We start from the raw sequence: 17,075 nt of genomic DNA, 5'->3' as shown, positions 1-17,075 counted from the left end.
TTCAACCCTCGCCGTCGGTCTTGCTTGAACGGCCCATGCCGCGCGGTGAAGACAAGGCTGTCACCAACAAGTCAATGTCCTTGCGCAGCTCTGTCATGCTTTCCTGTCGACCCGCAGAAATTTCTTCGAGTATGCGCAGCATTTGCACATCAATTGAACGCAGGCGCATCCGGCTTTCTGCATCCAGCCCTTCGTGCTGCCCTTGTGTTCGCATGAGTTCGACCAAGGCATCCTGCCCAGCAGCAACCCGTTCCAATGCCGCGATTGTGCCTTCGGTCTGTGCGTCCCTGTCACTCATCGCAGTGATGGCATCGACCAAATCGCCCAGCCTTGTGTTTACTTCGGCCTGTGACGCATCCGATGCCTGGAACATCAGCCGCAGGCCTTCCATCTGCTCAGCCATATGGTCCATGACGTTGGTGATGGCGCCGGTGTCAACGCCGCCTTCATCTCCATCACCGGAGCTGAAGCCCACGCGAGTGATCGAAGAGAGCCATTCCTCTAGCTCGCGGTAAAACCGGTTCTGCCCGTGACCCGCAAAAAGTTCCAGCAAGCCAACAATCAACGACCCTGCCAAACCCAGCAAAGAAGATGCAAAAGCCACTCCCATGCCACCCAACTGCGCTTCAAGCCCGGTCATCAGGCGGTTAAATACGGTAATCCCTTCTTCACCCTCTTGCGGGGCGAGGCTGCGGATGGTGTCCACAACCGCAGGAACCGTCGTCGCCAGACCATAGAAAGTGCCCAGAAGACCGAGAAAAATCAGTAAGTTTACGATGTAACGGGTGATTTCCCGCGCTTCATCAATTCGCTGGGCCACCGAATCCAGAATCGAGCGGGTCGATGAAGAGCCCAATTGCATCCGTGCGCCGCGTGACCGCAGCAATGAAGCCAAAGGTGCCAACAGTTGCGGTGGAACCACATTGGCGTTGTGCTCCCCTACGGCAAATGCTTCGATCCAGCGAACAGAACCGATGAGCTGAAACACCTGCCAGAAACAGGCCAAAACGCCGATGATGAAAACAAAGACAATAAACCCGTTAAGGTAAGGGTTCGCTTCGAACACGGGGAGTACGCGTGGCAGTGCTAAAAACGCACCCGCACCCGATAGGCCCAGGACAATCAGCATGGTGACGATCTGTTGGATCGGTTGCGAGAATTGAGGTCTCGCCTCTTGTTCTGGGTGCGCCATGCGCTGTCTTCCTGACACTTTCGTCTGCTCTGGCCCGAACCTAACGAACAATTGGGCGACGCGCCAAGGATTTATGCCGAAAGAGCCCTGACACGGTTCGACAGCCAGTCCAGATCAGGATCACTCAGGCCGATTTCAGTCAGATGTTGTGCAGTGTTGTACAGATATTCGGTATTCGGCCCCCGCCCACCAACGGCGTGAGCGATAATCTGAGCCTGACGTTCCAATTCCATCCCACCGCAATACTGTACGTGGTCGGGGTCGATGACATAGGTAACAGCATTCACCACACTCCCGTCATCAAGCTGCACGTCTAGCATCCGCTCCAGGTAGGCTGACGACACCAGTTCCCGCTCTCGCAGCTCTGCAAGTGTTCGATCTTCGTGACCCTTATCGACCGCAAGCGCCAAACCTCGGCAGTGGGCCTCGTTTACTTCGTCCAGAGCCAAAACCAAACCCGGCTTGTCTTCGGTCCCGCGATGATGGATCGAACTCATGCAAAACGAGCGTGCATATCCATGCAACGTCGCCAGTTCGCTGCGTGCGACCGGAAATCCAGGGTTCCACAAAAGCGATCCGTATCCGAAAACCCACATTGTCATGGTACTGGTCCTTGCCTGTTTCGGCCTATAAACATCAAAATACGAGCAGGAAAAAGGGGCCATAGCACATGTTGCGGCTGATACGGGTTATCATTGTTCTGGGTTTGGTGTGGTCGGCCTATTGGTACATCGCCGGATTTGGCATTCGGTCGGGGATCGAAGGCTGGTTTGCGACCCAGGCCGGTCGCGGATGGCAGGCCGATTATTCTACGATCTCGACCTCGGGCTACCCCACAAGACATCGAACAATGGTGACCAGTCCAGCGTTGGCAGATCCAGCAACCGGAACAGCGTGGCAGGCAGACTGGCTGGAACTGGACAGCCCTGCGATCTGGCCAGGCCGTCAAACGTTGCGGTTTGCCCAAACGCCTCAACGCCTTTCGTATTTTGACCAAACGCTTGTCGTCGAAGCCGATCAGCTGCAGGCGCAACTCCATCTACATCCCGGGATCGCACTGGCTCTGGATAGGATGGCTGTTAATTCATCAACCTGGTCCATTTCCGGCTCAGACGGCCCAGTCGCGCAGGCCAATGACCTAGCCCTGTCTATGGTACAAGTCGGGGAATCTGAAACCTATCAGATATCCCTCAATGCTTCAGAGTTTGCTCCGGGCGATAACATCCGCCGTATTTTAGCATCATCAACTGCACTACCCCGCAGTTTTGAAGCCCTGAAGCTGGATGCAACCGTTCAATTTGACAAACAGTGGGATCGCAGTGCGCTCGAAGAAAAGCGACCGCAACCCGTCGCGATCGACCTGAAGCTGGTCGAGCTTCACTGGGGCGAGCTTCGCTTGTTCGCTGCAGGCGAATTGACCGTTGACGGGCAGGGCATCCCCACTGGTGAAGTAGCGCTCAAGGCTGAAAACTGGCGTGAGATGCTGGCCATGGCCGAGGCAGCGGGTGCAATTCCAAAGCAGGCCGTTAGCCCGGCTGAACGCGTGTTGAATATGCTGGCCGGATTAGGTGGCAACCCCAGTGCGCTGGACGTTCAATTGAATTTTCGTGACGGGTTTGTTGCCCTTGGTCCGCTGCCGCTTGGCCCGGCTCCTAGGTTGATCCTGCGTTAACGGCAGTACGCTCCGCTGCGATGCCGGGCGGTATCCATATGAAGGTGATCTTGGTGGTAACGATCCGCATTCGGTCCCAACACTGTCCCGAACGGCCCGCAAGCCCCTTTCCAGACTCGCTGTAGCAGTCTTCTGGTGCTGCCGCGTTTCCACCCTTCCAAAATCGTGATGACCTCGCCATCTTTCATCTTGAAACCAGAGATGTCGATTGCGTTGCCCTTGCCGTGCTCGGAAATCTTGGCACCGGGGCGATTGTTGCGTGTCCGGCAGGAATAATGCGCTGCCACCTTCAACTCAACCACTGGCCCGCGGCGTCGGAACGTCGGCTTCACGCTGCGTTCCACCCATTTGTTCAGGCTTTTCGCAGTCTCACAATTCATAAGTGACGGGCGGCTCAACATGACCCCGGACACCGAGGTGATCCGAACCGCGTCCTTGATTCCACACCCGCGTATCTTGCCAGGAACGTCCCCTGCAGGCTGCCCCTGAATCTCGATGTCGCCGCAGATTGACCCTTTGCGCTTGCGGCGCTTCTTAAAAAACGCTTCTTGTTCCACCTCTTTGGGGCGCAGGTAGGGGCGCAGAGAAACATCGGGCCCAAGCAACTCCAGGTCCTTGGGCCGTGCTGCGGCTTGAAGCAACTGATCGGATGCAGGACGCGATTGAGGCCGGGAACGACTGCTGAGAACCAAAGCGGGACTATCTGCAGAGGCGATCACGACTGTGCCATGGGGCTTGTTCCCACTTCGTGCTTCAGGGCGCAGAGACGTTTCCGGTGCTTTTGCGGTGACCGGTACAGTCAGCACAACTGCGACCAATGTCGTTGCTATGAGCATCTTGCTGCTCATTGCGCCGCCTTGCCACGACCAAAGTCAGGCGCATCGGTATCCTGCCCTGCCTCGATAATGCCACGCCGGATGGCGCGGGTGTGGGTGAAATAGTCATGCAGATGCTCGCCGTCGCCAGTTCGAATGGCACGCTGCAAGGCAAACAGTTCCTCTGTGAAGCGACCAAGAATTTCCAGCGTCGCGTCCTTGTTGGTCAGGAAAACATCTCGCCACATTGTCGGATCCGAGGCCGCGATGCGTGTGAAGTCGCGAAAACCGGCGGCCGAATATTTGATCACCTCGCTATCCGTCACGCGCCGCAGGTCATCGGCCACTCCAACCATAGTATAGGCGATCAGGTGGGGCGCATGACTGGTCACTGCCAGAACAAGATCGTGGTGATCTGCTTCCATTTCCTCGACATTCGAGCCCATCCCCTCCCACAAGGCCCGCAGGTCGGCAACTGCAACAGGGTCACTCCCCTCAACCGGTACCAGAAGGCACCAGCGATTGTCGAAGAGTTCCGCAAAACCACTTTCGGGGCCGGAATGTTCTGTTCCGGCAAGCGGGTGGGCCGGGACGAAATGAACCCCTTGGGGAATGAAAGTTGACACGGTTTCAATCACGTGACGTTTCACCGATCCCACATCACTTACGGTCGCACCAGGTTTCAAAGCCGGTCCGATTTCCCTTGCGACCTGCCCCATTGCGCCCACAGGGACGCAAAGAACAACCAGATCAGCGCCTTCTACCGCTTCTGTTGCGCTGTCGCAGATACGATCACACAGCCCGATACGACGCGCTGTGTTCCGAGTCTCTTCGGATCGGGCATAGCCCGTTACTTCGTTTGCCAACCCCGCACGTTTGATGGCCCAGAACATGGACGACGCGATCAAACCAAGACCGATCAAGGCAACGCGTTCATAAACTTGGCTCATGCGGTGCGCTCCTTGAACTCGCAAATGGCCCGCACAACTCGGCGGCAGGCCGCTTCATCCCCCACGGTGATCCGCAAAGCATTTGGAAGGTTGTATCCAGCCACCCGTCGAACGATCAACCCCTGCTGCTGCAAATAGGCGTCGCACGCTTCGGCTTCGGCCTGATCGGCAAAGCGGGCGAGGATGAAGTTTGTGTTCGACTCATCAGACGGCACACCAAACTTTGCCAGCTCTTCGGAAAGCCAAATGCGAAGGCGGGCATTTTCTGACCGGCAGTGTTCGACATAAGTCTGATCGCGCACTGCGGTTTCCGCTGCAGCCAGCGCTGTAGCAGATAGGTTGAAGGGTTGGCGTACTCGGTTCAGCACATCAATAATTGCTTGGGGCGCATAGCCCCAGCCAACACGCAAACCACCCAATCCATAGATCTTCGAAAACGTGCGCGTCATGATGACATTGTCGTGGGCATCGACCACGGCCGCACCGCCGTCAAATCCGGCGACGTATTCGGTGTAGGCCCCATCAACCACCAGGATCACATGATCCGGCAAGCCAGCAGCAAGGCGCATGACCTCACTCTCGGGAATCATGGTCGATGTTGGATTGCCCGGATTGGTCAGAAACACGACCCGTGTTCTGTCTGTGCAGGCTGCCAATATCGCATCTACATCAACCTTGCGCTGACGTTCTGACACCTGCACTGGCACTGCACCCGCCGCACGGGCCAGAATCGGGTACATGGAAAACCCGTGCTCGGTGTAGATCACTTCGTCGCCCACACCAGCATAGCACTGTACGACAAATTGCAGCACTTCATCACTGCCAACACCGCAAATGATCCGCTCGGGCGCCAGCCCGTGCTGCGTTCCTATCGCTGTCCTCAGTGCCGCATGATCTGTGCTGGGATACCTATGCAAGTCAGCTGCGCTATCGCGGACGGCTTCAATCGCTTTGGGGCTTGGTCCGAACGGGTTCTCGTTAGAACTGAGTTTGATGACGTTCTCAACACCTTTCACATGAGCCGCGCCCCCCTGATACAGGGCGATGTCCATGATGCCGGGCTGTGGGATGAGTTTGGTCATGTCTGGGCTCCCTTGGATAGCTTCTCATACCGGGGCGGCCCCTCAGAGAAAAGCAACAAAAGCCACCATGCTCTCTTGAAACGTTTCCTGACCAGATCTTTGGAAAAGGTCGGGCTGGAACGCACATCTTGACCGAGCAGTTCACTGAAACTGCAAGGGATTAGCTCTGCTGCTTTAAGATCCGTCAAATTAGGAAACCTAAATTTGCTCTGATCAGTGTCCAACTACATCGCGTTGAAACTTGGTGCAGCGCCTAGGTTCCTGTGAGGGCGTTGCCTCACGCGCCCCGCGTGCACTCTGCACATCGTGCAAGACCCGGGTCGACTTCTAGTCGTTCCGGTGGAACATCTTCGCCGCAATCGGTGCAAAAGCCGAATTCCCCATCATCAATCCGGGTAAGCGCTGCCCTCAGACGCAATCTCTCGGCGTCCCGCCTGCGCGCAGTGGCCTGGGCCATCGCCTGATGCTGCAGTGCATCCATTCGACTAAGTCTTCCGATGGCAGCCTGATCAAGCTCGACAATCGCCTGTCCCTGCTTGCCTGCCTCGTCTTCGGCATCAAGCGCAGTCAGGCGTTCCAGGATAGAGAAACGGAAGTGTTCTGTGTCCATACCCTGAGAGTGTAGTCGCCCTGCTGTCCCAAGCAAGTGCACAAAAAAAGACCGCGCCGAAAGCGCGGTCTTTCTAATAACTGTCTGTCGGCGAAGATTAGTTCTTCGCGTAGAATTCGACGACCAGATTCGGTTCCATCATCACCGGGTATGGCACGTCGCCCAGACCGGGGGTGCGCACGAAGGTGGCGGTCATTTTCGAGTGGTCGGCTTCGATGTAATCCGGAACGTCACGCTCGGCCAGGCCTGCTGCTTCCATCACAAAAGCCAGCTGCTTGGACTTGTCACGCACCTCGATCACGTCGCCTTCTTTGACGCGGTAGGAGGGGATGTTGACCTTTTTACCGTTCACTTTGACGTGGCCGTGGTTCACGAACTGACGTGCAGCAAACACGGTTGCAACGAACTTGGCGCGGTAAACAACCGCATCCAGGCGGCGCTCCAGCAGACCGATGAGGTTTTCACCGGTGTCGCCGTTCACACGAACAGCTTCGGCATAGATGCGGCGGAACTGCTTCTCGGTCAGGTCACCGTAGTAACCTTTGAGCTTCTGCTTGGCGCGCAGCTGGATACCAAAGTCGGACAGTTTGCCCTTGCGACGCTGACCGTGCTGGCCGGGGCCATATTCGCGGCGGTTAACCGGGGACTTCGGACGACCCCAGATGTTTTCGCCCATGCGGCGGTCAATTTTGTACTTGGCAGACGTGCGTTTTGTCACGGCTGATCTCCTTCGTTATGGTCGCGGCCCGGTTGGGCTACTATGAAGGGCGTTGTCCTCTTGCCTTCTCAGGCATGACAGGGATCCCCTTGCGAGGGCCACCAACACCAATGAAGCCGCGCTTATATCCGCGCAGCTTTCAGAGTCAACATCAGTTGAAGCATTTTCTAATTAAGCCGCCTCGTGCCTTAACAGCGCCGCTTCTGTGTCCGTGAGATTCCGACGGGCGAAAGTGCCGTAGCTGTGCGGATCGGACTCCAGATTTGGCATATGTCCCAGCAACCTTGCCTTGTCGTCAGCGGTCAAAGAGTTCAAGGCCGCATTTGCAGGATGGAAGCTTTCGGTTTCCACACCGTTGGCCCACAGAATCTGATGGCTCGGTAGCAAGAGATGGATGTATGTAATTTCCCGCACGTTAAGATCGACAGAAATGGTTGATCCATTAATCAACTCGCGCGCTGGAACCAGCACCTCTGATGTATTGAACAGGGCCTGGGCCGCCTGTCCCTTCACCAACATGCGATGTTCCGGCGAAACCAGTAGCTCTGCATCCGGGCGATCGATCCCCAAAGCACCAATGCGGAGGCGAACCGGACGCAAAGCAGGCATCACAAACAACCGCGCGCCACTCATGCGGCGGTTGCCTATCCACTGAATTTGCTGAGGGCCACTGTCTCGTGTCTGAACTTTATCACCTTCGCGCAATTCCTCGACCAGCTTAGGTCCGGTCGGTGTCGCAATCCGTGTACCCGGGGTAAAACAGATGACACCACGCCCACTGGTATCGGAATGAGCCGGGTTCGATGGCGACAGGGAATGATGCACTACCCAAAGCTCTGTGTTTCGGGGGGATTTGATCCAGAAACATCAGCAATGGAGCGGCACCGTTTTCGGGATCAATCACCGTCACAGTATAACTTTGCGCACCATTGGTGACCACAAAGCTTTGATCCAACAAGGGATCTTCAAACTCGATTGCGTCAACATCTGTTCTGTGTTGCACTGCTGCGCCCACAAGACGTCGCACTTTGTGCGCTGCCCGTTTTCTGAGCGTATCTTCACCGTCCGCATGATCCAATCGCAACAGACCAGTGGGTCCATCCACACGCACTGCCTCACCGTGCCACGACCAAGCAACTCCCACGGAAAGTGTCTCCACAGGGGCGGCTTCTAGGCCGTCGATATCTGTTTGCGACCAGGAAATGACGAACGTGCCACGAAAGCCCGTTTTCATCTGCCTGTATGCCTGCCTTTATATTTTTTTATTGAGAAACCGTTAACAATATGCGCAGGCAAAAGGAAGATGCTTGTTTACAGATTGTTATAGCGTGTTCTTAATACCTCAGTGTCACGGTGAGATAATTCCATGACCAACGCACCACCTTGCGCCAAGTCTCCTGCAGGTCACAAATAAGCCCGGCGGCTCATATCTGCCTTTCAAAGTACTCGTTCGGTATTTTACATTGCGCGTGAACCCAAGGATTTAGAACATGGTCATTTCTGTCGAACACTACCGTATTGCATACATGGCCCTGCCAAAGGCAGCATGCACGACGGTCAAGGCAGCTCTCGCGAGAATTGATCTGGATGTTCGACTCCCTCCCCGGATCAGTATTCACACAGATTGTGGCACCAAATTTATCCGACCAGCAGATTCCATTATCGCAAATGGGAACCCTATGAAGACTATTGGACGTTTTGCGTGGTTAGGGACCCGGTAAAACGTTTGATGTCCTGCTTTACAGACATCGTCGCGACACGGCAGCTCTTGCACACCAGCCAAAAATTGCGACGCCCATCCATCGATCTTCCGATTGATCCAGATCCAGATTTTTTCTTTCAAAACCTTGAGAGGTACAGCGAAAAGGCGTCTGTCGTAAAACACCATTCCTTGCCCGCTCGCGCCTTTTTGGGCCGTAAGATGGACCGCTACAAGACAGTCTACCGAACCGAGAATCTTGGCCAACTGGCGTTGGATTTGAATGAGCTCACCGGCCGAGAAATCGTTCTGAACAAAGAAAACTCATCTTCTTTCAAGCTAACGCTTGATGATCTCAAGCCTGAAACGATTGACGCCCTTCGACCCCGCCTGAACGAGGAATACGAGCTGTTGCAGGACTATTTCTCGAACCCGATTGCAAAAACAAAAAAGCCAAAGCGCGCGAGAAAAACCAAGAAAGCCATGCACACCGGTTAGGATGTACGTTTTGAAAGTTGGTTGGAAATTGTCGAGATCACAAGAGGCCAGACCTCGACTGGTAGGGATGGCGGGACTCGAACCCGCACGCCATGTTCTGGCCAGAGATTTTAAGTCTCTTGTGTCTACCATTCCACCACATCCCCGCCGAAGCCGCAGGCGATCACTTTCGACAACGAAGTGGCGCCATAACTGCAAAGGCTGAGCTAGCTGTAGACGGGCCGCTTGGTGATCTCAATGTGGTTAAGTCGATTTTTTGCATTTTTTGTCCAATTGGTAAAACACATCTGATTATGATCAGATATCTTCGCCCTCTGGAACCAATGCTCCACCCTTGTCCAACAACCCTCTCTCAGGCAGCCAGGGGTTCAATTCCAGTGCTACCAAAAGGGTTTCGCGTGCTTCGTCCACTCGATTGAGCCCAATCAAGGACAGGGCTCTGCCGCTCAAGGCCGCAATATGATCAGGAGAGATGTCTAAAGCCCGATCTAGGTCCGCAAGGGCTTCCTGAAAATTCTGACTTAGGAAATGCACAAAAGCCCGTTGATTGTAGCCTTCGGCATAGTTCGGACAATAAGCGACGAGCTTGTCAAAATCTTTCTTCGCACCCAACAGATCCCACTCGGCGCGTTTTGACATGCCTCGGTCCAGCATTGCTTGCGCCTGTTCATTGGGCGCATCTGCCCAAAACCCCCACATCTTGTTCGAGACAACGCGCGCCTCGGCTTCGGATTGAGCAGCTTGGATATCGGAAATCAACTTGGCCAGGCTTGCGGAATGATCAGGCGCGGGGGGACAGGTCTCGGACCAAGCGGGCGAGGACAAGAAAGCAGAGAAGATCACTATTCCGGCTGTACGGCGCATATTGCAATGCTGAAGCATATTCGGGACAGGTCAACTCACGTTTTCGAGCGCCCCCATCGTTGCCGTCTCTTTCACCGCCTGCATTGCCACAAAAGTGGATGTGCTGGCCACATGCGGCAGGGTCGAAATCTTTTCGGCCAGAACTGCGCGATACTCGCTCATCGACCCTGTCCTGATCTTCATCAGATAGTCGAAATTCCCTGCAATCATGTGGACTTGCTCGATCTCGCCGATCTTTGACACCGCCTCATTGAAGGCACCCAATGCAGTCTCGCGCGTGTCACTTAGGCGGACTTCGACAAAGGCCACGTGATCCAGACCAAGGCGGATCGGGTCGATTAGTGCCCGATAGCCGGTGATGACCCCCTCGCCTTCCAACCGTTTGAGCCGCGCCTGGGTGGGCGATTTCGACAGGCCGATCTGGCGCGCCAAATCCGCGACCGAGATACGGCCGTCCTTATTCAGAACCGCCAGAATCGCTCGATCGAATGAGTCCAAATCAGAAAAGTCCGTTTGCATCGCTAAACTCCAATTTTTCAGCCGACTTGACCGTCACGAACAGAATTTCGGGAATATCGACTGCACGAACCACAGTATACTACCCAAAACGACCGGAGGAAAAATGTCAAAATCACTTCGTCTGCGCCTGGACAGCCAAACCTATGCCGCGCAGGACACCGTCCTGAACCAGCTTATCGAAACCGCCGCTCTGAGCGACGCTGACCGTTCTGCCATCTGCGCGTATGCGGCCAATCTGGTGCGCGACATTCGAAGCAGCACGGCCCCCGGCATGATGGAGGTCTTTCTGGCCGAATATGGTCTGTCGACCGACGAGGGGATTGCGCTCATGTGTCTTGCCGAGGCGTTGTTGCGCGTTCCGGATGCCGACACCATCGACGCGCTGATAGAGGACAAGATTGCGCCGTCCGATTGGGGCAAGCATCTGGGGCATTCATCTTCCTCTCTGGTGAACGCTTCAACTTGGGCGTTGATGCTGACAGGCAAGGTTCTGGATGACGACGGCCCCTCGCCCGTAGGCGCGCTGCGGTCTGCGATAAAACGTCTGGGCGAGCCAGTGATCCGCACTGCCGTCAGCCGCGCGATGAAGGAAATGGGACGCCAATTTGTTCTGGGCGAAACCATCACCAGCGCCATGACCCGCGCCAAGGGGATGGAAGACAAGGGATACACCTACTCCTACGACATGCTTGGCGAAGCGGCCCGGACCGAGGCTGACGCCGCCCGCTATCACCTGAGCTATTCGCGCGCCATTGCCGCCATCGCGGACGCCTGCATTCATGATGACATCCGCGCGAACCCCGGTATTTCGGTCAAGCTGTCAGCTCTGCACCCACGCTATGAGATTGCGCAGGAACAAAGCGTCATGGAAGAGTTGGTGCCGCGTCTGCAAGCCCTGGCTCTGCTGGCCAAGGCCGCTGGTATGGGTCTGAACGTGGACGCCGAAGAGGCCGACCGCCTGTCGTTGTCGCTGCAGGTGATCGAAGAGGTGATGGGCGACCCCGCTCTCAAGGGGTGGGACGGCTTTGGCATCGTGGTGCAGGCCTATGGCCCGCGCGCAAGTCTGGCGCTGGACATGCTCTATGAAATGGCCGAACGTCATGACCGCAAGTTGATGGTTCGACTGGTAAAAGGTGCCTATTGGGACACCGAAATCAAACGCGCCCAAGTCGAAGGGGTCGATGGGTTCCCGGTCTTCACCAACAAGTCCGCGACCGACATTTCCTATATCGCCAATGCGCGCAAACTGCTGGGCATGACGGATCGCATCTATCCGCAATTTGCCACCCACAACGCCCACACTGTCAGCGCCATCCTGCATATGGCAGACGATCAGCCGTTCGAATTCCAGCGCCTGCACGGCATGGGCGAAACACTGCACGGGCTGGTCAAAGCCAAGGCCAACGCCCGCTGCCGCATCTACGCCCCGGTGGGCGCGCACCGCGACCTTCTGGCCTATCTGGTGCGCCGCCTGTTGGAAAACGGCGCCAACAGCTCTTTCGTCAACCAGATCGTGGATGAAGATGTTCCCCCGGAAGAGGTCGTTGCTGATCCCTTCCTCACGATCAACGATCCTGTGCGGGCCATTCCAACCGGGCCGGACCTTTTTGCGCCAGAGCGGTGCAATTCCATCGGCTTTGATCTGCACCACACGCCCACCCTGGATGCGGTAGATGACGCGCGTGATGCATTCCGCGACCACCATTGGCTCGCTGCCCCCTTGCTGGCGACGGAAGCAGCACCCGAGGCCTCTGTGCCGATTACAAACCCAGCCCTGCCTCAAGACAGCCCCGGAACTGTCGCGCAAGCCAGTGCCGCAGATGCCGAGGTCGCCATGGCCTCTGCCACGCTGTGGGCCGTACCTGCGGCCGAGCGCGCGGCGGCTTTGAACAAAGCTGCTGACTTATATGAGGCGCACCACGGCGAGCTATTTGCCCTGCTGGCGCGCGAGGCCGGTAAATCCCTGCCTGACTGCGTGGCTGAGCTGCGCGAAGCCGTGGATTTCCTGCGCTACTACGCGGCCAACATTCCTGACGCCGCGCCTGCGGGTACCTTTACGTGTATCAGCCCGTGGAACTTCCCCTTGGCGATCTTCTCGGGTCAGATCGCGGCTGCTTTGGCCGTCGGCAACGCCGTGCTGGCCAAACCCGCCGAACAGACGCCCCTGATCGCCTATCGTGCGGTACAATTGCTGCACGAGGCCGGTGTGCCCCGTGATGTGCTCCAACTGCTGCCCGGTGGTGGCGCTGTAGGTGCACGGTTGACGTCTGACCCCCGCATTTCGGGCGTGGCCTTTACCGGATCGACCGCCACCGCGTTGAAAATACGCTCGGCGATGGCGCAGAACATGACCCCCGGCGCGCCGCTGATTGCGGAAACCGGCGGGCTGAATGCGATGATCGTCGACAGCACCGCCCTACCCGAACAGGCCGTCCAGTCGATCATCGAAAGCGCGTTTCAATCCGCGGGACAACGCTGCTCGGCCCTGCGATGCCTTTATGTGCAAGAGGATATCGCCGATGACGTCCTGACCATGTTGATGGGGGCAATGGACGCGCTTCAGGTGGGCGACCCGTGGCAAATTTCGACAGACTGCGGGCCGGTCATTGATGACGCCGCGCACAAAGGCATCGCCGATCATATCGCGGCCGCGCGAACCGATGATCGTGTTCTCAAAGAAATCGACCCACCCAAACAGGGCACATTCATCGCACCCACGCTGATCAAAGTGTCCGGCATCAGCGATCTGAAGCGCGAGATCTTTGGCCCCGTTTTGCATGTGGCGCGGTTCAAGGCACAAGATCTGGACCGGGTGATCGCCGACATCAACGCCACTGGCTATGGGCTGACCTTTGGCCTGCACACCCGCATCGACGACCGGGTGCAGCACGTCACCGACGCCATCCATGCAGGCAACATCTACGTCAATCGCAACCAGATCGGGGCCATCGTCGGCAGTCAGCCGTTCGGTGGTGAGGGCTTGTCCGGCACCGGCCCCAAAGCAGGCGGCCCTAACTACATGGCCCGGTTCTGCGCACCGGATCGCCAGTCGAGTGATGACAGCTGGGCGGGTACAATGGCAGTGCTGCCAAAGCCTACCGGCACGCCCGCATCGGCTGAAACGCAATCCCTGCCCGGTCCCACCGGCGAGTCAAATCGCCTGACCACCCTGCCCCGCCCGCCTCTGTTGTGCCTAGGACCGGGAACCGATGCCGTCGCAACCCAGTGCCCAAAGCGTCGAGGCGCAAGGCGGCACGGCCATCCGCGCCACCGGCATGGTCGACTTGCACCGACTGGAGGGCGCTGACGAATTTGCCGGAGTGCTTTGGTGGGGCGATGCCGAGACTGCCGCCTTAATCGAACGGGCTCTGTCGCGCCGTAGCGGTCCGATCCTGCCACTGATCCCGGGCCACCCCGACCGCACCCGCGTCCTGGCCGAGCGTCACGTCTGCGTCGACACAACCGCCGCCGGGGGAAATGCCGCCCTTTTGGGTGGCGCGGTATGAAGTGGAGCGTCGTGACCCTTTGACTCTTGTTAAGCGGTTTTCTTAGTCCGATCAGTGCAGCGCCTCATGCATCGTTGAGTCCGCTGCCCAGAATATCTGACCCAATTTCCGGTTTGCGGGCAAAGCCGACCTTGCAGAAAAGTGAGGGAATCCTTGAAAAACCTTGCTTCCGCTGGGATGGTTTCTCCGACAGAATTTTCTGAGGAATTGAAAATGCATTTCCCAAAACTTGCGGCGGTTTCGTCGATTTTTCTCACTATAGCCAGTTCGCAAGCGCTCTCCCAGGATGGGGGACCGATACTGTTCACAAACGTCAACGTGTTTGATGGTGTGAATGAGGAAATGATTGAGAATGCCAATGTTATTGTAACTGACAATCTGATTACAGAAGTGTCCTCAGAACCCCTCGCCGTCGCCAATGGTATCGTCATCGACGGCGGCGGGCGCACGTTGATGCCGGGCCTGATCGACGTACACTGGCACACGCTTTACTGCTGCAATCCGCAGAGTGTGGTTGTGACCGGCGATATTCTTGAGGTCGCGGTGCGGGGTGCCATCGGTTCCGAAGGTACGTTGATGCGGGGCTTTACAACGGTGCGCGACGTTGGCGGCAATTCCTTTGCCATAAAACGGATGATTGACGCAGGCGAGATCGAAGGCCCCCGTATCCTGCCGTCCGGCCCACCCGTGACACAAACCGGCGGCCACTTTGACTATCGCCCCTACCAAGCGGTTCCGACGAACGGCGCGGATTCGCAATGGTACTGGTACAGCGTTGGTTTGATGGCGCAGGCTGATGGCGTTCCGGAAGTGGTCAAACGCGCGCGTGAAATCATGCGCATGGGCGCAACCCAGCTTAAGATCTCCACCGGTGGCGGGGTTTCATCCACCTATGATCCTCTGGATGTACGCCAATACACCAAGGCAGAAATCGAGGCTTTCGTAGAGGTGGCCGACACCTACAACACCTATGTTGCATCTCATGTCTTCACGGACGAGGCCGTGGAAATTGCCGTTGCCGCTGGCGTTAAGTCCATCGAGCATGGCTTTTTGATGAGCCGCGAAACGATGGAACTGATGCGTGACAATGAAGTTTGGTTGTCAGTGCAGCCTCTGCTGGATGACGAGGATGGCTTTTCTTTCGACGACCCTGTCAGCCAGCAAAAATGGATCGATGTCACCAACGGTACAGATTTCACCTACAAAACGGCGAAAGAAGTTGGCGTGAAAGTCGCTTTCGGCACCGACATCCTGTTCGATCCCAAACTGGCCGAACGTCAAGGCGCGTTCCTTGCCAAACTGCAGCGCTGGTATACGCCATACGAGGTGCTGAAAATGGCGACTTCAACCAATGCTGAACTGCTCAAACTCTCAGGCCCGCGCCATCCCTATCAACAAGGTGATTTGGGTGTAATCGCAAAGGGCGCTTATGCCGACTTAATCCTTGTGGACGGCAATCCGCTGCAAGATATCGACCTGATCGCAGACCCGCATGAGAATTTCGATCTGATCATGAAAGACGGCAAAGTCTACAAGAACACGCTGGACTGAGTTCCAGATGAAGTCCTTTGCTCAAGTCCAATTTTGTAACGACTGCTTTGGGCTCAAACCGGACATTCGCGTTGGGTAAAAGATCGGATGATCTCGCTATCGAGCAGGTTATGTTCGGCAAGGTCTCGAACATTCGGCTTGTGGCGCTCGCGCCCGCTTTTGACGCAAAGATTGAAGGTGTCTGTCGTTCGATACTTAACCTCTCTTGACGTTGGACTGCTTTCGGCCCAGCGTCAGCCCCATGTTACCCATCCGCGATCATAACCCGTCGGGGCGCACGCCCTATGTCGTCTATGCCCTGATGGCGGCTAACATCCTAATCTTTATCAGCTATGTCGGGATCATCAACGATGCTCCGCAGATCAACCGTTTCTTTTTCGACTGGGCACTGATCCCGGCACGCACCGCTGACGGCTTTGCCCTCGAAACCCTGATCAGCTCGATGTTCCTGCACGGCGGCTGGATGCATCTGGCGGGCAACATGTTGTTCCTGTGGATCTTTGGCGACAACCTTGAAGATGAAATGGGGCACGTCCCCTTCTTGATATTTTACCTGGTCAGTGGCGTCGGTGCTGCGCTGCTGCATGTGTTGACCGCGCCCGCATCCACCGTTCCGTTGGTGGGCGCGTCTGGAGCAATCGCGGGTGTTATGGGCGGGTACCTGCTGCTCTTTCCCAAGGCCCGCGTCGATATCCTGTTGATCCTGATCATCTATTTCCGCGTCTTTTCGATCCCCGCCTTTGTCATGCTGGGCGTTTGGTTGGGGATGCAATTCTTAGGCGGCATCGGGTCTGACCCGGACACGGGTGGCGTGGCATACTGGGCTCATGCAGGAGGTTTTTTTGTGGGTCTCGTCCTATGTATCCCACTTTGGCTCAAACTTGGCGGCGTGGCGTTTTGGGACCGCACCCATGGCCACCCGCCCCATCCCGAGCATGACTACCGCTTTTCAACTTCCCGCATCCCGAAGGTGCCCCGCAAATGACCGAAACTCTGACAGCCACCTGCCATTGCGGCGCTGTCGCGCTTGAGGCCGAGTTTCCCCTAGGTCTGGCATCAGCCGCGCGCTGTGACTGTTCCTTTTGTCGTCGCCGGGGCGCTGCGGCCGTCACCGCTATCGCCGCCAGTCTGCAGGTGATCAAAGGGGCTGAGCACCTCACGCTCTATACTTGGGGAACCGGCGCGGCCAAGCACCACTTTTGCAAGATCTGCGGCATCTACACCCATCACCAACGCCGCTCGGATCCGTCCGAATGCGGTGTCAATTTAGGCTGCATCCAAGGCGTCAATCCGCGTGATCACGAACCCATCGCCTGGAATGACGGCGTCAATCATCCCTCTGACCGGGCCAAATAAAAAAGGAGCCGCCCAGCCCCAGCCCCTGCCATAAATGTTGAAC

At 56.7% G+C, this 17,075-nt stretch carries 14 protein-coding genes, 1 tRNA gene and 2 pseudogenes; 6 read left to right on the top strand and 11 right to left on the bottom strand.

Annotated features, from left to right (window positions below; all coding sequences use genetic code 11):
* Window position 1 precedes the first annotated feature (1 nt).
* Both ACZ1HE_RS06945 and ACZ1HE_RS06940 read right to left on the bottom strand, forming a co-directional pair.
* Window positions 2–1,192 (bottom strand): biopolymer transporter ExbB, encoded by a 1,191-nt coding sequence (locus ACZ1HE_RS06945; protein ID WP_472620122.1) that lies wholly within the window; start codon window positions 1,190–1,192, stop codon window positions 2–4.
* Between the two features lie 71 nt (window positions 1,193–1,263).
* Complete coding sequence (locus tag ACZ1HE_RS06940) at window positions 1,264–1,794, bottom strand: gamma-glutamylcyclotransferase (RefSeq protein ID WP_472620121.1); 531 nt, start codon at window positions 1,792–1,794, stop codon at window positions 1,264–1,266.
* Between the two features lie 68 nt (window positions 1,795–1,862).
* On the opposite strand from ACZ1HE_RS06940, the gene ACZ1HE_RS06935 reads away from it, so the two are divergent.
* Window positions 1,863–2,864, top strand: coding sequence for a DUF2125 domain-containing protein (locus ACZ1HE_RS06935; RefSeq protein ID WP_472620120.1), 1,002 nt, complete (start codon window positions 1,863–1,865; stop codon window positions 2,862–2,864).
* Here the strand turns inward: ACZ1HE_RS06935 and ACZ1HE_RS06930 are convergent.
* The 6 genes and pseudogenes from ACZ1HE_RS06930 to ACZ1HE_RS06905 all read right to left on the bottom strand — a co-directional run bounded on the left by ACZ1HE_RS06930 (window position 2,861) and on the right by ACZ1HE_RS06905 (window position 8,273).
* Window positions 2,861–3,712 (bottom strand): extensin-like domain-containing protein, encoded by an 852-nt coding sequence (locus tag ACZ1HE_RS06930; RefSeq protein ID WP_472620119.1) that lies wholly within the window; start codon window positions 3,710–3,712, stop codon window positions 2,861–2,863. The genes ACZ1HE_RS06935 and ACZ1HE_RS06930 overlap by 4 nt on opposite strands.
* On the bottom strand, window positions 3,709–4,629 hold the full coding sequence (locus ACZ1HE_RS06925; protein ID WP_472620118.1) for a prephenate/arogenate dehydrogenase family protein: 921 nt from the start codon (window positions 4,627–4,629) through the stop codon (window positions 3,709–3,711). The genes ACZ1HE_RS06930 and ACZ1HE_RS06925 overlap by 4 nt, the downstream gene beginning before the upstream one ends.
* The gene (gene hisC, locus ACZ1HE_RS06920; protein ID WP_472620117.1) at window positions 4,626–5,711 is read right to left on the bottom strand and encodes a histidinol-phosphate transaminase; all 1,086 of its coding nucleotides are present in this window, start codon (window positions 5,709–5,711) and stop codon (window positions 4,626–4,628) included. The genes ACZ1HE_RS06925 and hisC overlap by 4 nt, the downstream gene beginning before the upstream one ends.
* 277 nt (window positions 5,712–5,988) lie before the next feature.
* Complete coding sequence (locus ACZ1HE_RS06915) at window positions 5,989–6,321, bottom strand: TraR/DksA family transcriptional regulator (protein WP_472620116.1); 333 nt, start codon at window positions 6,319–6,321, stop codon at window positions 5,989–5,991.
* A gap of 97 nt (window positions 6,322–6,418) precedes the next feature.
* Window positions 6,419–7,039, bottom strand: a complete 621-nt coding sequence (rpsD, locus tag ACZ1HE_RS06910; RefSeq protein WP_472620115.1) for a 30S ribosomal protein S4 — start codon at window positions 7,037–7,039, stop codon at window positions 6,419–6,421.
* Between the two features lie 171 nt (window positions 7,040–7,210).
* Window positions 7,211–8,273, bottom strand: a pseudogene (locus ACZ1HE_RS06905) (Hint domain-containing protein).
* Between the two features lie 495 nt (window positions 8,274–8,768).
* Here ACZ1HE_RS06905 and ACZ1HE_RS06900 point away from each other — a divergent pair.
* Window positions 8,769–9,236 (top strand): hypothetical protein, encoded by a 468-nt coding sequence (locus ACZ1HE_RS06900; protein WP_472620114.1) that lies wholly within the window; start codon window positions 8,769–8,771, stop codon window positions 9,234–9,236.
* Window positions 9,237–9,295: 59 nt separating this feature from the next.
* Here the strand turns inward: ACZ1HE_RS06900 and ACZ1HE_RS06895 are convergent.
* The 3 genes from ACZ1HE_RS06895 to ACZ1HE_RS06885 all read right to left on the bottom strand — a co-directional run bounded on the left by ACZ1HE_RS06895 (window position 9,296) and on the right by ACZ1HE_RS06885 (window position 10,619).
* A tRNA-Leu gene (locus ACZ1HE_RS06895) sits at window positions 9,296–9,382 on the bottom strand.
* A gap of 151 nt (window positions 9,383–9,533) precedes the next feature.
* The gene (locus ACZ1HE_RS06890) at window positions 9,534–10,100 is read right to left on the bottom strand and encodes a tetratricopeptide repeat protein (RefSeq protein WP_472620113.1); all 567 of its coding nucleotides are present in this window, start codon (window positions 10,098–10,100) and stop codon (window positions 9,534–9,536) included.
* Between the two features lie 30 nt (window positions 10,101–10,130).
* The gene (locus ACZ1HE_RS06885; RefSeq protein ID WP_472620112.1) at window positions 10,131–10,619 is read right to left on the bottom strand and encodes an Lrp/AsnC family transcriptional regulator; all 489 of its coding nucleotides are present in this window, start codon (window positions 10,617–10,619) and stop codon (window positions 10,131–10,133) included.
* Window positions 10,620–10,722: 103 nt separating this feature from the next.
* Here ACZ1HE_RS06885 and putA point away from each other — a divergent pair.
* The 4 genes and pseudogenes from putA (at window position 10,723) to ACZ1HE_RS06865 (ending at window position 17,032) form a co-directional block, all read left to right on the top strand.
* Window positions 10,723–14,125 (top strand): annotated as a pseudogene (putA, locus tag ACZ1HE_RS06880) (bifunctional proline dehydrogenase/L-glutamate gamma-semialdehyde dehydrogenase PutA).
* A gap of 213 nt (window positions 14,126–14,338) precedes the next feature.
* Window positions 14,339–15,676, top strand: a complete 1,338-nt coding sequence (locus tag ACZ1HE_RS06875; RefSeq protein WP_472620111.1) for a metal-dependent hydrolase family protein — start codon at window positions 14,339–14,341, stop codon at window positions 15,674–15,676.
* 241 nt (window positions 15,677–15,917) lie between these two features.
* Window positions 15,918–16,661 (top strand): rhomboid family intramembrane serine protease, encoded by a 744-nt coding sequence (locus tag ACZ1HE_RS06870; protein WP_472620110.1) that lies wholly within the window; start codon window positions 15,918–15,920, stop codon window positions 16,659–16,661.
* On the top strand, window positions 16,658–17,032 hold the full coding sequence (locus ACZ1HE_RS06865; RefSeq protein WP_472620109.1) for a GFA family protein: 375 nt from the start codon (window positions 16,658–16,660) through the stop codon (window positions 17,030–17,032). The genes ACZ1HE_RS06870 and ACZ1HE_RS06865 overlap by 4 nt, the downstream gene beginning before the upstream one ends.
* The last annotated feature ends 43 nt before the right edge of the window (window positions 17,033–17,075 follow it).

The sequence above is a fragment of the Falsiruegeria sp. JB4-1 genome (assembly GCF_055693495.1).
Note: the sequence above shows the minus strand (reverse complement) of the source record. Positions and strands in the feature narration are given on the sequence as shown.

What these genes read in the sequence shown, in the direction of transcription:
- ACZ1HE_RS06945 (WP_472620122.1), bottom strand. Translation starts at nt 1,192, where the DNA reads ATGGCGCACCCAGAACAAGAGGCGAGACCTCAATTCTCGCAACCGATC.
- ACZ1HE_RS06940 (WP_472620121.1), bottom strand. Translation starts at nt 1,794, where the DNA reads ATGACAATGTGGGTTTTCGGATACGGATCGCTTTTGTGGAACCCTGGA.
- ACZ1HE_RS06935 (WP_472620120.1), top strand. Translation starts at nt 1,863, where the DNA reads ATGTTGCGGCTGATACGGGTTATCATTGTTCTGGGTTTGGTGTGGTCG.
- ACZ1HE_RS06930 (WP_472620119.1), bottom strand. Translation starts at nt 3,712, where the DNA reads ATGAGCAGCAAGATGCTCATAGCAACGACATTGGTCGCAGTTGTGCTG.
- ACZ1HE_RS06925 (WP_472620118.1), bottom strand. Translation starts at nt 4,629, where the DNA reads ATGAGCCAAGTTTATGAACGCGTTGCCTTGATCGGTCTTGGTTTGATC.
- hisC (WP_472620117.1), bottom strand. Translation starts at nt 5,711, where the DNA reads ATGACCAAACTCATCCCACAGCCCGGCATCATGGACATCGCCCTGTAT.
- ACZ1HE_RS06915 (WP_472620116.1), bottom strand. Translation starts at nt 6,321, where the DNA reads ATGGACACAGAACACTTCCGTTTCTCTATCCTGGAACGCCTGACTGCG.
- ACZ1HE_RS06900 (WP_472620114.1), top strand. Translation starts at nt 8,769, where the DNA reads ATGTCCTGCTTTACAGACATCGTCGCGACACGGCAGCTCTTGCACACC.
- ACZ1HE_RS06890 (WP_472620113.1), bottom strand. Translation starts at nt 10,100, where the DNA reads ATGCGCCGTACAGCCGGAATAGTGATCTTCTCTGCTTTCTTGTCCTCG.
- ACZ1HE_RS06885 (WP_472620112.1), bottom strand. Translation starts at nt 10,619, where the DNA reads ATGCAAACGGACTTTTCTGATTTGGACTCATTCGATCGAGCGATTCTG.
- ACZ1HE_RS06875 (WP_472620111.1), top strand. Translation starts at nt 14,339, where the DNA reads ATGCATTTCCCAAAACTTGCGGCGGTTTCGTCGATTTTTCTCACTATA.
- ACZ1HE_RS06870 (WP_472620110.1), top strand. Translation starts at nt 15,918, where the DNA reads ATGTTACCCATCCGCGATCATAACCCGTCGGGGCGCACGCCCTATGTC.
- ACZ1HE_RS06865 (WP_472620109.1), top strand. Translation starts at nt 16,658, where the DNA reads ATGACCGAAACTCTGACAGCCACCTGCCATTGCGGCGCTGTCGCGCTT.